The sequence below is a fragment of the Streptomyces sp. S6 genome (assembly GCF_054880855.1).
This window is the reverse complement of sequence record NZ_JBTYMC010000208.1, coordinates 1-12,210: the sequence shown is the minus strand read 5'-3', so window position 1 is coordinate 12,210 and position 12,210 is coordinate 1. Positions and strand designations below refer to the sequence as shown.

At 71.7% G+C, this 12,210-nt stretch carries 14 protein-coding genes and 3 pseudogenes; 4 read left to right on the top strand and 13 right to left on the bottom strand.

Annotation, left to right across the window (positions count from 1 at the left end; all coding sequences use genetic code 11):
- From ACVNF4_RS24640 to ACVNF4_RS24610, 7 genes and pseudogenes are all read right to left on the bottom strand, one after another.
- Window positions 1-222, bottom strand: a pseudogene (locus ACVNF4_RS24640) (3-oxoacyl-ACP synthase); the annotation flags it as partial.
- Window positions 219-1,142 (bottom strand): ferritin family protein, encoded by a 924-nt coding sequence (locus tag ACVNF4_RS24635; protein WP_461805058.1) that lies wholly within the window; start codon window positions 1,140-1,142, stop codon window positions 219-221. The pseudogene ACVNF4_RS24640 and the gene ACVNF4_RS24635, both read right to left, overlap by 4 nt.
- A 74-nt stretch (window positions 1,143-1,216) precedes the next feature.
- The gene (locus ACVNF4_RS24630) at window positions 1,217-1,708 is read right to left on the bottom strand and encodes a flavin reductase (RefSeq protein WP_461805057.1); all 492 of its coding nucleotides are present in this window, start codon (window positions 1,706-1,708) and stop codon (window positions 1,217-1,219) included.
- Window positions 1,705-2,226, bottom strand: coding sequence for a hypothetical protein (locus tag ACVNF4_RS24625; RefSeq protein ID WP_461805056.1), 522 nt, complete (start codon window positions 2,224-2,226; stop codon window positions 1,705-1,707). Before ACVNF4_RS24625 ends, ACVNF4_RS24630 begins: the two co-directional genes overlap by 4 nt.
- Before the next feature lie 42 nt (window positions 2,227-2,268).
- Window positions 2,269-2,733 (bottom strand): type II toxin-antitoxin system RatA family toxin, encoded by a 465-nt coding sequence (locus ACVNF4_RS24620; RefSeq protein WP_461805055.1) that lies wholly within the window; start codon window positions 2,731-2,733, stop codon window positions 2,269-2,271.
- Window positions 2,734-2,747: 14 nt separating this feature from the next.
- A complete protein-coding gene (locus ACVNF4_RS24615; RefSeq protein ID WP_461805054.1) occupies window positions 2,748-4,040 on the bottom strand; it encodes an aspartate aminotransferase family protein in 1,293 nt (430 codons plus the stop codon).
- A gap of 40 nt (window positions 4,041-4,080) precedes the next feature.
- On the bottom strand, window positions 4,081-4,728 hold the full coding sequence (locus tag ACVNF4_RS24610; RefSeq protein ID WP_461805053.1) for a hypothetical protein: 648 nt from the start codon (window positions 4,726-4,728) through the stop codon (window positions 4,081-4,083).
- Between the two features lie 245 nt (window positions 4,729-4,973).
- Here ACVNF4_RS24610 and ACVNF4_RS24605 point away from each other — a divergent pair, with 245 nt between their 5' ends.
- The 3 genes from ACVNF4_RS24605 to tgmB all read left to right on the top strand — a co-directional run bounded on the left by ACVNF4_RS24605 (window position 4,974) and on the right by tgmB (window position 6,643).
- On the top strand, window positions 4,974-5,246 hold the full coding sequence (locus tag ACVNF4_RS24605) for a DUF1232 domain-containing protein (RefSeq protein ID WP_461805052.1): 273 nt from the start codon (window positions 4,974-4,976) through the stop codon (window positions 5,244-5,246).
- 220 nt (window positions 5,247-5,466) lie between these two features.
- Window positions 5,467-5,658 (top strand): putative ATP-grasp-modified RiPP, encoded by a 192-nt coding sequence (gene tgmA / locus ACVNF4_RS24600; protein ID WP_461805051.1) that lies wholly within the window; start codon window positions 5,467-5,469, stop codon window positions 5,656-5,658.
- Between the two features lies 1 nt (window position 5,659).
- Window positions 5,660-6,643 carry an ATP-grasp ribosomal peptide maturase gene (gene tgmB / locus ACVNF4_RS24595; protein ID WP_461805050.1) on the top strand — a complete coding sequence of 328 codons (984 nt, stop codon included), beginning with the start codon at window positions 5,660-5,662 and terminating at the stop codon, window positions 6,641-6,643.
- A gap of 130 nt (window positions 6,644-6,773) precedes the next feature.
- Here tgmB and ACVNF4_RS24590 read toward each other — a convergent pair whose 3' ends face one another.
- The 3 genes and pseudogenes from ACVNF4_RS24590 to ACVNF4_RS24580 all read right to left on the bottom strand — a co-directional run.
- A complete protein-coding gene (locus ACVNF4_RS24590; RefSeq protein ID WP_461805049.1) occupies window positions 6,774-7,262 on the bottom strand; it encodes a hypothetical protein in 489 nt (162 codons plus the stop codon).
- A gap of 15 nt (window positions 7,263-7,277) precedes the next feature.
- Window positions 7,278-8,114, bottom strand: a pseudogene (locus ACVNF4_RS24585) (ABC transporter ATP-binding protein); the annotation flags it as partial.
- A gap of 193 nt (window positions 8,115-8,307) precedes the next feature.
- Window positions 8,308-9,234 (bottom strand): annotated as a pseudogene (locus ACVNF4_RS24580) (ABC transporter transmembrane domain-containing protein); the annotation flags it as partial.
- A gap of 180 nt (window positions 9,235-9,414) precedes the next feature.
- Between ACVNF4_RS24580 and ACVNF4_RS24575 the strand changes: the two are divergent.
- Window positions 9,415-10,302 carry a Gfo/Idh/MocA family protein gene (locus tag ACVNF4_RS24575; protein WP_461805048.1) on the top strand — a complete coding sequence of 296 codons (888 nt, stop codon included), beginning with the start codon at window positions 9,415-9,417 and terminating at the stop codon, window positions 10,300-10,302.
- Window positions 10,303-10,497: 195 nt separating this feature from the next.
- Here the strand turns inward: ACVNF4_RS24575 and ACVNF4_RS24570 are convergent, their stop codons facing one another.
- The 3 genes from ACVNF4_RS24570 to ACVNF4_RS24560 form a co-directional block, all read right to left on the bottom strand.
- A complete protein-coding gene (locus tag ACVNF4_RS24570) occupies window positions 10,498-10,971 on the bottom strand; it encodes a carboxymuconolactone decarboxylase family protein (protein ID WP_461805047.1) in 474 nt (157 codons plus the stop codon).
- Window positions 10,972-11,057: 86 nt separating this feature from the next.
- Window positions 11,058-11,378 (bottom strand): hypothetical protein, encoded by a 321-nt coding sequence (locus tag ACVNF4_RS24565; protein ID WP_461805046.1) that lies wholly within the window; start codon window positions 11,376-11,378, stop codon window positions 11,058-11,060.
- Between the two features lie 48 nt (window positions 11,379-11,426).
- The coding region (locus tag ACVNF4_RS24560) for a GNAT family N-acetyltransferase (RefSeq protein ID WP_461805045.1) at window positions 11,427-12,210 on the bottom strand (784 nt) is incomplete at its 5' end.

Below are 12,210 nucleotides of genomic sequence, written 5' to 3'. Positions count from 1 at the left end.
GCCCGCCGCATCCAGCGCCCGCCGGCCCGCCGCCACGGCGAGGTCCGAGGTGGCGACCCCGGGGGCCACCATGTGCCGGCTGGCGATCCCGGTGCGGGAGCGGATCCAGTCGTCCGAGGTGTCCAGCCGGCGGGTCAGGTCCTCGTTGGTCACCACGTCGGGCGGCAGATGGCAGCCGAGGCCCGCGATCACCGCCGCCCGCCCGGCCGGGGCACCCCTCACGCGGAGCCCCCCGCACCGCCCAGCAGCTCCGGCGGCAGGCCCATGTACGCCATGCGGACCTCGGCCATCTGCTCGGTCCACCGGTCCGCCATGTCGTAGCGCTGCTCGGCGGTGGTGTCGAGCATGCGGGTGCCGGGCCAGATCTCGTAGTCGCCGATCAGGTCCGCGCGCTCGGCCATGCCCTCCTGGAAGAGGTTCTCGCGGTGGATCACGAACTCCCGGTCGGGGACCTCGTCCCACATCTTCACACCGGCCTGGATGATCTCCACGATCCGGTCCCGGGACTCGGGGTGCGCCGCGAGGTGGTCCTTGAGGATGGTGCTCGCCACGGTCAGATGGCGGATCTCGTCGATCGACGTGCCCCGGGAGATCTCGCTGGTCGCCGGGGACAGCGGACCCCACTTGCGTTCGCTCAGCTCCGCGGCGGGCGCGAGGACACCCTCGATGACGATGCAGAACACCGCGACGCCGCCCGCGAAGTCCTTCTTGTCGCGCACGATGTCGAGGGTGAACTCCTCGACGGGCGCCAGCACTTGGCGCCGGTACTCGGCGGCCATCTCCTCGACGTCCTTGAGGAGCGTCTTCGCCGGCATGCCCAGCTCCACCAGATGGTTGCGGAACACGCGGGCGTGCCGCGCCTCGTCCAGCATCTGCGTCGCGTAGAACTCCATCTCCGGTATGCCGGGGGCGAGTTCGACGTAGGGGGCGAGGAGGCGGGTGGCGATCTCCTCGGACACGCCCCGGTAGCCGAACTCCAGGATCAGCGCCTCGCGCAGCGGGTCCCCGGGCTGCTTCAGGAAGTCCGGGACCCCGGCGTCCGCGTGATGCCCCGTCACACCCCGGTCCTTCAGGGTGCCCTGGGCGACCGAGGTGATCCAGTAGGCCAGATCGCAGTCGTCCGGGCCGAGGGTGAGCTGCATGGCGCCGTCCAGGAGGCCGGGCGCGGTGCCCCAGCCGGCCTCCGGGGCGACGGTCGGTTCGGTGTCGTCGATGCTCACAGTGCTGCCCCTTCCTTCTCTTTCGGATGAGTCACGTTCGGGCGGGTCGCGTTTGGGCGGGTGGCGGCAGAGTCCGGCACGTGGGCCGCGTCCGGGCCGCCCGCGCACAGTTCGCCGTTGTGGGCGAGCAGCGGCATCCCGCCGGGGCCGCCGTCGGCCCGTACCACCAGGCCGGGCAGCACCTCGTGGTCGCCCACGGAGAACGTGCCGCTCGCCCGGCAGCCGTGGTGCGCGAGCGCGCCGTCCAGCAGCGGGGCGCCCGAGTAGGGGGCGGACCGCCAGGCGGACCCGTCGAACGGGGAGCCGCCCGCCGCGAGTCCCTCGTCCGCGAACCGCCCCTCGGCGACCGCAAGATGGGCCAGGTCACAGCCCTTCCGCAGACTCGCGGCGAGCGGCAGCGGGGTCCGCGACACGGTCGTCAGGGAGGAGACGGTCGTGCCGTACACCCGCCCCTCGTGCCGTACCGCCGGCGCGGCGTCGGCCCTCATCGCCCGGCCCGTGCGGGGAGGTGGCCCACCGGAGCGGGCTCACCCTCGTGCGTGGCGTGTCCGGCCGGCTTCGGGTGGGCGAGGCCCAGATCGTCCAGGAGGCGCAGATAGCCGTCCTGCCGCACCGGCTCGAAAGGCAGCGCGAACGATTTCATGAAGTTGCCGAACAGACCGCGGTCGCCGAACAGGTGGAAGGGGATCGCCAGCAGCGCCCACTCCGGCCCGATCAGCCAGATCCACAGACCGATCACCGCGGCCTGGGTGATCAGACTGTGCATCACGTTGTAGAGGACGTAGTACGCCTTCGAGATGGGCTTCCCGGCGGCCCGCTTGAACGCGATCGCGCCCGGGATGTAGCCGATGAGGTCGATGTAGAGGAAGAGCCCGATGAAGGGCACCCACCGGATGTCCCCGAGATGGGCGATGATCAGTCCGGTCGACACCGCGAAACCGACCAGGTACTCGGCGCGGTGCAGAGAATAGGTGCGGGGGGTCTCGAACGGGTTCGCCTGGTCCATGCCGCTTCGCCTCCTGTCTGAAAGTCCGTGGAACGGGTCACGTCATGCGGTGGCGGGCACCTCGGCGGTCTCCCCGACGACCTCGGTCCCGGGGAACATCCCGGTGACCGACCAGGCGACGGTCTCCCTGATCACCCGCTCGGCGATCGGGTCGAGGATCCCTTCGAGGCTCGGGATGCCGAAGTCGAACTCGGCGGCGAACCGCAGCCGGACGTCCGCGCCCTCCTGGACCAGCGTCCAGGTGCCGTCGAAGGAGTCGAAGTCGCCGTCGGTCTGCTCGAAGCGGATCTCCAGCTTGTCCACGAGGAACTCGTCGCGCTCGGTCCAGCGCAGCAGACCGCTGCGGAAGTGCAGCTCCCAACTGGAGGAGCAGTCCGGCTCGGGATGGGTGGCGTGCACGGTCGTCGCCTCCACGTGCGGCGCCAGCTCCGGGAAGCGTTCCCAGCGCCGCACGGCGTGGAAGACGTCCTGCGCCGACTGCGCGGGCACCAGCGCCTCAAGAGTCACCTGTCGCACGGTCGCTACCGCCTTTCCGGCATCGTGGCGGAGCCGCTGACCAGGTCACGGGTCGCCTTGTCGAAAGAGTCGAGAAGATGGGCCACGTCCGCGTCGGTGAGGATCGCGGGCGGGGTGAAACGCACCACGGAACTGCCGTTCATCGAGTGGTTGGCCACCACCCCGTGGTTGAAGAGTTCGATCAGCAGCTCGCCGGCCAGCCCCGCCTCGACCAGCTCCACGCCGATCAGCAGGCCCTTGCCGCGCACCTCGACGAGCAGACCCGGCAGGTTGCGCCGGGCGATCTCGGTGATCTGCGGCAGCAGCCGCGCACCCAGCTCCATCGAGCGCGTGACCAGGCGTTCCTCCTGCACCGCCCGGATCGCGCCCTGCACCGCCGCCATCAGCAGCGGCTGCCCGGAGAACGTCCCGGTGTGGATGTAGGGGTCCTTGTCGAACGGGCGGAACGCCTTGCGGGTCGCGACGACCGCCGAGACGGGCGCCACCCCTCCGCCGAGCGCCTTCCCGGCCAGCAGCACGTCCGGCAGGATGCCCTCGATGTCGGCACCCCACCACTCGCCGAGCCGCCCGAAACCGGACTGCACCTCGTCGAGGACCAGGAACCCGTCGTACTCCCGCACGAGCGCCTCGACCTGCTTCAGGAAGCCCTTCGGCGGGATGATCACCCCGCCCTCGCCCTGGACCGGCTCCAGGATCACGCACACCTCGCCCGGATGCGCCGCCAACTGCTCGCGCAGGGCGTCGGCGTCGCCGTACGGGATGTGCGTGAAGTCGGGCAGCATCGGGCGGAACGGATCCTGGTAGACCTTCTTCGCGGTCGCCGCCAGCGCGCCCATGGTCTTGCCGTGGTAGCCGCCGAGCATCGCGACCGTACGCCGCCGGCCGCTCGCGCGGGCCAGCTTGAGCCCCGCCTCGACCGCCTCGGTGCCGGACACCGCGAAGTGCACCCGGTCCAGGCCCGTCGGCATCACCGACACCAGCGCCTCGGCGGCCTGGGCGACGGTGGGCTCCAGCAGGATGCGGGTGGCCGTCGGATGCCGGTGCAACTGGCGTTCGACGGCCTCGATGACGAGGGGATGGCGCGCGCCCATGAGGAACACGCCGTAGCCGCCCGCGTTGAGGAAGCGCTCGCCGTCGCTCGTGGTGAGCCACGCGCCGGCGGACTCGACCTCCATGTGGCTGCCGAAGAGCTCGGCGACGGTGGCCCGGCCCTTGCTCAGATGCGCCCGGTACAGATCGAGGCAGCGCTCCTCGGACACGGTCGCGGTGGCGGCCGGGGGCTGTGCGGTGGTGGTCATGCGGTGACTCCTGTGACGCCGGTACGGGGGATGTGCACGGTCATGACAGCTCCAGGGGGCCGCCCGCGAACCACTGGAGCAGCGGCTCGGCCGCGGAGGCCCGGCCCGGAGGATGGAACAGCAGCGGGCGCACGGACTCGGCCGGTGGCGGGGGCGGTGCCTCGACGACCGTGCGGTCGGGGGCCGTGCGGGCCGCGCGTTCCTCCTCGCTCAACCTGCCGATGAGCTGGGCGAGTTCCTCGATCGGGCGGCGGGTGGCGGCCGTACGCAGGGCCTCCTGCTCGCAGTGCGGTTCGAGGGGGGTGCGGTGCAGGAGCGCCATCAGGTGGGTGACGTCCTCGACGGGGCGGCGTTCGGCCGCGGCGCGGATGATCTCGTCGGCGCCCTCGGCGGGGCGGGGCGGGCGGGTGAGGAGGGTGACGAGGCGGGTGACGTCCTCGACGGAGCGGTCCACCCCGGCGGCGCGCAGGGCGTCGGAGGCGGCGCGGGCCGAGGCCGGCGACTCCTCCAGGAGGGTGATGAGTTCGGCCAGTTCCTCCAGCGGCCGGTCGGCCACGGCGGCGCGGACGAGGCCGTCGACGGCGGTGCCGTGCGGAGGGCCGTCGGGGGGTGCGGCGGCGGTTCGCGGCGCCTCGCCCCCGGGTATGGCGGTCGGATTCGGACGGACGGACGGAGAGCGGGTGGTCATGCTGTTCTCCATGAAATGGGTGCGGCCGCCTCTGCGCCCCCGAGGTGCGGCACGCGGCTACCCTGCTCATTAGGGACACCCGTACGGCTTCGCGCCACTCGGGTGAGCCGGTGGAGTGAGCCAAGCCTTTCCGAACCTGTGTGCCCGTCGCCTTGCGGCGCGCGAGGCGATACGAACGCCCTCCCGGGGTACTCCCATTGACAGGGGCCGCGACCGGCGGGCCCTCAGGACCTCCGGGAGGGGACGTGGACACGACCACGACGGTGCTCGTCGTCGGCGCCTTCCTCGCGACCGCTCTGCTCGCCGCCGCCGTCGCCGTGGCGGTCCGGCTGGTGCGTACCCGGCGGGAGTTGCGGCGGGCCGGGCTGCCGACCGGGCCGCGCTGGATCTTCTGGGGTGCGGTCCTCTACTTCGTCCTGCCGACCGACCTGCTGCCCGACCCCGTGTACCTGGACGACATCGGGGTGCTGCTGCTCGCGCTCCGCTCCCTGCGGGCGTCGTCCGAAGACGCCGTCTGACCACGACTTCGGCGAAGATCCCGGCTTGACCGGATCAACCTTTTCGTCCCACCCCGCGGTCTCACGGGCTGAGCGCCGATCCCGCCGCGATCACGCAGCGTGAGGAAACCAATCACCCGTTCGATTCGTATAAGTCAATGGAAGCCCAAGAGAACCACCGGGCGAAGCGACGACGCGGCAGACGACGGCTCGGTCGGCGCAGCACCGAAGAGGAGAGACGATGCAACCGTTCGCGCTCAACTACGCACGCCCTGCGGCGGAGCCGGCGACCACCGCTCCGTACGCCTACGACCCAGGAATGCAGTTGAACGTGCTCTCGGACGGCAGGATCGCCGCGGCGGACCTCGCCCTGCTGAGGGAGTTGGGGACCACGACGTCGACGGCGGGTTCCAAGACGCACTTCGACGACTGAGATGACCGTCCTCATCCTGACCTGTGAGGAGGACGTGACGGCGGACATGGTCGTCGTCCACCTCAACGCGTCGGGGGTTCCGGTGGTCCGGCTGGACCCCGCCGACCTGACCGGCGGGGTCTCGCTCTCCGGCGAGTACGCGCACGGCGGCTTCCGCGGCCATCTCTCGTCCGCTGGACGGCTGTTGAGCATGGAGGGGCTGCGGTCGGTGTGGGTACGCCGTCCCGGGGTGCCGGCGACGCGGGTCGCCGAGCCCTCCGAGTGGCTGACCGAGGAGTCCTCGCAGGCGCTGTACGGGATGCTGCGCTCGACGGGCGCGCGCTGGATGAACCATCCGGACGCCGCCGCGCGGGCCCGGCACAAGCCGTGGCAGCTCAGGGCCGCGCAGGAGGCCGGACTGCCGGTGCCGGCCACTCTGATCACCACGTTTCCGCAGGCCGCGCGGGAGTTCGCGGAGCGGTTCCCGGATCTGGTGGTGAAACCGGTGTCCGGGGCACATCCGCAGGAGCCGCCGCGCGCGGTGCCGACGAGCAGGGTCGCGCCGGACGCGGACTTCTCGGCGGTGGCGTACGGTCCGACCCTGCTGCAACGCCGGGTCGCCAAGCGGGCGGACGTCCGGCTGACGGCCGTCGGGGAGCGGATGCTGGCCGCGCGCAAGGCAGTCGCACCGGACGCCGACCCCGCCGAGGTCGACGTCCGGTTCGCGTCCCCGGCGATGCCGTGGACGCCGGCCGAGGTGCCGCCCCGGGTGGCCGAGGGGGTGCTCGGGTATCTCCGGGCGGCCGAACTGGCGTACGGGGCCTTCGACTTCGCGGAGGACGCGGACGGCACCTGGTGGTTCCTGGAGTGCAACCAGTCGGGGCAGTTCGGGTTCGTCGAGGTGGAGACGGGGCAGCCGATCGCCCGGACCATCGCCGAGTGGCTGGCGGAGCCGGCGGCGGGGGCGCGGGAGCCGTGCGACGGGAGTGATTCGGTGGTTTCCTGAGCGGTTCGAGGTTCGCGGGGAAACGATTCCCCAAACGGAGGGAACCGTTCGGCGACGGCCGATTCCAGGCCGGTCGTCCCGACCGCTCCGGGGCCGGCCCGGCGACTCCCCCGGACCGGCCCCGAACCGCTCAGCTCTTCTCGGCCGGTTCCACCGAGAAGCCCACCTCGCCGCCGGGTTCGTCACTCAGCGTGTCCGGCAGCCCGCCGAGGGCCAGGCACAGGTGCTCGGCCATCCCCCGCGTCAACTCCCGGTCCGGCGGCGGGACCTGGCGCGAACCGTCGGCCTCGGCCCGCGACCGCGCGTCCTCGGCACCCCAGTCGCCGTACCGGGGCAACGCGAGCCTGCCGCCGCCCTGGAGGAACCCCCGGGCACCGGCGGCGACGACGACCCGGATCCGGCGCTCGTAGGTCTCCGGCACGATCTCGGTGACCAGGGTGACGCGGACGAGCCCGTTGCCGTCGTCCATCCCCCACGGCAGCGTCCACTCCAGCGCCCCCGGCACCGGGTCGGCACCGACGACGCCCTCTCCCCTCCGCTCCCCCGGTCGCGCCGCCAACACCGCGAGCACGGGCCGCAGTTCACGTGCGACGTAGTCGTGCCACCCCTCGACCGCCATACGCGTCCCCCCTCCTCAGGCCACCTGCCCCGCATGCAGGGCCATGTACGCCCCACCTTGACGCAACAACTCCTCGTGCGTGCCGATCTCGCGGATCCGGCCCTCGTCCATGACAACGATCCGGTCAGCGCCACGCACCGTGGAGAGCCGGTGTGCGACGACGAACGTGGTCCGCCCCTGGAGCAGCCGCGCGAGGGCCTGTTGGACGAGCGCCTCGGAGCGGGTGTCCAGCGCGGAGGTCGCCTCGTCGAGGACGAGTACCTTGGGGTCGCGGATCAACGCCCTTGCAATGGCGAGGCGTTGGCGCTGCCCGCCGGAGAGCCGGGCACCACGCTCACCGACCAGGGTGTCCAGGCCCTGAGGCAACCTGTCCACGAACTCAAGGGCGTTGGCGTCCCGCAGGGCCGCGCGGACGGCGTCCTCGTCGGCCTCGTCCTCCATGCCGTACGCGACGTTCTCGCGGATCGTCCCGTCGAAGAGGATGGACTCCTGGGGGACGACCGAGACGAACCGGCGGTAGGTCCGCAGGTCGAGGGTGCTCATGTCGGTGCCGTCCAGCAGGAGTTGGCCCGCGGTCGGGCGGATGAAGCCGATGACCAGGTTGAGGACGGTGGACTTGCCCGCGCCGGACGCGCCGACGAGGGCGACGGTCTCGCCGGGGGAGACGTCGAGGGTGAAGTCGCGGACGGCGGCCCGGCCGGTGTCGTACGCGTGGCTCACCTGACGGAACGTCACCGCACCGCGTACGGCGGCCACTTCGGTCTTGCCGTCGTTGTCCTCGGTCTCGGGGGCCTGGAGGACCTCGCCGATCGAGCGGACCGATTCGAGGCCCTTGGTGATGATCGGGGCTAGGGCCTGTCCGGCGGACCAGGCTGCACAAGAGTGACGGCCCCGCCTCGACGCCGGTGAGCGGGGTCTGGTGCGTGCAGCTGCAAGGCGGAGGAGGGCGGCGACGCGGAGCGTCGGCAACCGACGACAACGCCGCAGATGTGCGTGCCAGACCCCGCGACCGCAGACTGGTCCGCCGGACAGGCCCTAGGCCGGTGAGGGTGGTGACGCAGCCGGTGAGGGTGGTCAGGAAGGCGCTCAGCATGACGACGTCGCCGGCGGTGACGCCCCAGGTGCCGTAGTACGAGACGAGCGCGGCGCCGGCCAGGACGAGCACGCCGACGGTGTTCAGGACGACCCAGGCGATCGACCCGAAGCGGCCGTTGACCAGGTCGAGCCTCAGGCCCGAGTCGAGGAGACGGCTGAGGGTGCCGTCCATGCGGCGCAGCGCCTTGCGTTCCAGGCCGTGCGCGCGGGTCACCGGGATGAGGCGGGTCATCTCGGTGACGCGGGAGGAGAGGGTCTCCACCTCGTGCCGGAAGTCCTCGTTGTGACTGCGCAGCCGCTCCCTGAGGCGGGCGACGACGAGCGCGGCGGCGGGCACCACCACGAGGAACACCGGCAGGAACTCGGGGGTGCGCACGCCGATGACGACCAGGCCGCCGACGAGGACGGTGATCGCGCCGAGTCCCTGGTCCGAGGACTGCTGCACCATCTGCTCGACCGACTCGACGTCCCGGACGACCTTCGCCTGGAGCACGCCCGCGCTGACGCGGGAGTGGTAGCCGATGGAGAGTTGCTGCATGCGGGTGCACAGCGCCGAGCGCAGGGTGGTGCCCATCCGGCGCACGCTGCCGTACAGGAGCCGGACGTACAGGAGGTGCAGGGGGTAGTTGACGAGCAGGATGAACAGGATGACGCCGGTGCTCGTCCAGAGGCGGCCGATCGGGCCGTGCTGGACGACGGTGTCGATGATGGACGCGGTGACCAGCGGAAGCAGCCAGACGGGGCTGTGCTTCACGATGAACACGGCGACGGCCGCGAGGACTTTGCGGCGGTCGGCGCGCAAGAGGTAGGCGAGGGTGCGGACGGGGTGCTCGTCCCGGTAGCGGTGGTCGAGCGGGCGCTCGTACGACGACGCCATGGGCGGTGGCCTCCGGATGGTAAGCGGTTTCTACCCGGTCGGCAGAAGTACATCAGGGATCCGGCGGTCCGTGCGGACCGTCCGCCCGATGAGACCGTTCTTCCCGGGTCTTGCGCACAGTCCAGGGGCATGTGTCAGGCTCGTGCGGACCTGGCTCGTTCCCGGAAGAGGCGGACGTCAATGCGTATCGGACTGCTCGGCACGGGGCCCTGGGCCCGCCTCGCCCACGCTCCCGCCCTCGCGGGGCATCCCGCCCTGGAGTTCGCCGGGGTGTGGGGGCGGCGTCCCGACGCGGCGAAGACACTGGCCGCCGAGCACGGGGTGCGGGCCTACGACGACGTCGACGCGCTCATCGCCGACGTGGACGCCGTTGCCGTGGCTCTTCCGCCGGACATCCAGGCGGAGTCGGCGACGCGGGCTGCGCGGGCGGGGCGGCATCTGCTGCTCGACAAGCCGCTCGCGCTGTCCTCTCGGGAGGGGCGGGGGCTGGTGGAGGCGGCACGGGAGAACGGGGCCGCGTCCGTGGTGTTCTTCACGGCCCGGTTCGATCCGGCGATCTCCGCGTGGATCGGTGAACAGGCCGGTGCGGACGGGTGGTTCACGGCTCGGGCGGAGTGGCTCGGGGCGGTGTTCTCGTCCGCCGGGAGTGAGTTCGCGCAGTCGCGGTGGCGGCGGGAGAAGGGGGCGCTCTGGGATGTGGGGCCTCATGCGCTGTCCGTGCTGCTGCCGGTGCTGGGGGATGTGACGCGGGTGGGGGCGGCTGTGCACGGGCCCGGGGACACGGTGTTTCTGGTGCTGGAGCACGCGGGTGGGGCGTCCAGCACGGTGACGTTGAGCCTGACGGCTCCTGAGGCGGCTTCCGGTAACGCGGTGGAGTTGAGGGGGGAGGCGGGGGTGGCTGTGCTGCCGGAGGGGGTGAGTGGGGCGGTGGAGGCGTTGGGGGCCGCGGTGGACGCGTTGCTGGAGGCGGTTGCCTCGGGGCGGCCTCATGCTTGTGATGCGGGGTTCGCGTTGCGGGTGACTGAGGTGTTGGAGGTGGCGGAGGGGTTGTTGGGGGCGGGGGGTTGAGCGAGCCGGGAGCCGGCGCGGCAGGCGCTGCGCGAGGACCGAATCATGGCGGCGCAGCCGCCTTCAGGGGCGCGGGGAACTGCGCGACCAGCCACAACGGCGCGGCACTCGCCGAACCACAGAAGCGCCCCCTTCATGAGCTCCCGGCTCCGCCGTTCTTCCCCGGTCAACCCCCTACCCCACCGCCCACTCCCCTCAGCCGAACATCCCCGGCTGGTAGTCCCCCGCCGGCTGGCGGATGATCACGTTCGCGCGGTTGTACGCGTTGATGATCGCGATCAGCGCCACCAACGCCGCCAACTGCTCCTCGTCGTAATGCTTCGCCGCGTCCTGCCACACCTCGTCGGAGACGCCTCCGTGGGCGTCCGAGATGCGGGTGCCCTCTTCAGCCAAGGCTAGGGCGGCCCGCTCCGCGTCGGTGAAGACCGTGGCTTCGCGCCAGGCGGCGATGAGGTTGAGGCGGGTGGGGGTTTCGCCGGCGGCGGTGGCGTCTTTGGTGTGCATGTCGGTGCAGAAGCCGCAGCCGTTGATCTGGCTGGCGCGGATCTTGACCAGTTCCTGGGTGGCGTGCGGGAGTGTGGAGTCGGTGACGACCTTGCCGGCGGAGTTGACGTGGCGCAGGACCTTGCCGAAGAGCTGGTTGCCGAAGAGGTCGAGGCGGGCTTCCATGGTGTCCTCCTGTGCGGTGACCGTTTGGGTACACCGCTTGGACAACCTGGAGCGCCCGGGTGTGACAGTCGCACGTGTGACCTGCGTCACTCCCTGTCGAAGGGTTCGTCGCTCCACCGGAACCAGGCCCGCTCCCCCTCGATGTGCAGGAGGAACTCGGGCACGGGCCCGTCCGGGGAGGAGAGGGAGACGCGGGCCGTGATCTCCCCGTAGAGCGCCTCCCACTCCTCGGTCCGGTCCTCGTTCAGCAGCGCCAGTTCGCGGGTGAAGAGGGGTTCGACGGCCGCGTACGCCGGGCCGGGGGTGAAGCGGCCGGAGAGCCACGGGAAGTCGTCGTCGTCGATCGCGATCTCCCCGGCCTCCTCCTCGCCGCACCGCACCCGCCAGATCCCGCCGTCGAACCCCATGGCCTCTCCTGTCCCTCAGCACGCTTCAGCCGGTCTCAGTCCAGCTTGTCACCCCGCACTGACATCGCCCCGGTACTCGAAGTTCACCCGCTCCCGCACCACGGGGTGCCCGGCCCGCGCGAAGTGCGCCGCCATGGGGAAGTTCCCCTGGTCGGTGGCCCCGGCGATGAACTGCGCGCCCCGCTCCGCGAGGAAGTGGGTGCACTCGGCGAGCAGGTCGTAGGCGTACCCGTGCCCGCGCTGCTCCGGGACGACGCCGATGAACCCGATGCAGGGGCCGCTCGGATTGTGCGCGGGGATGTGGATGCCGGCCAGCGCCCCTTCGGGCGTACGGGCGACCTGCCACCACTCGCGCGGGGAGGGGCACCAGCGGAAGAAGTCGATCTCCTCCCGGGCGGCCTGGTCGAGGCCGCCCTCCTCGATGGCCTTGAGGGCGTGTGCGTCGAGGGTGACGGAGTGGATGCGGCGCAGGGCGTCGAAGAAGACGGCGTCGTCGGGTTCGGGGCCGAACTCCAGGCGGCCGGGGCGGTCGGGGAGCCCGTGGTCCGGGGTCCAGCGGTAGATGTACCGCTCGACGAGGATCTCCTGGCCGGCCCGCCGGGCCGCCTCGAAGCGGGCCTCGGCGGCGGCCTTCAGCTCGGCGTCGTCGCGCCAGCCGGGCGGGAGGTTCAGCTCCAGGCCGACCTTCCAGGGAGCCGTGCGCAGCAGCTCCGCGCCGGCCTCCTCCTCGCCGTCGGCGAAGTCGAACCACTCGACGGTCAGCGGTTCGGTGTCGTCCGGGCCGCCCCACCAGGCGGCTCGGGCCACGACCCGGCCGTCGCGCAGGGCGACC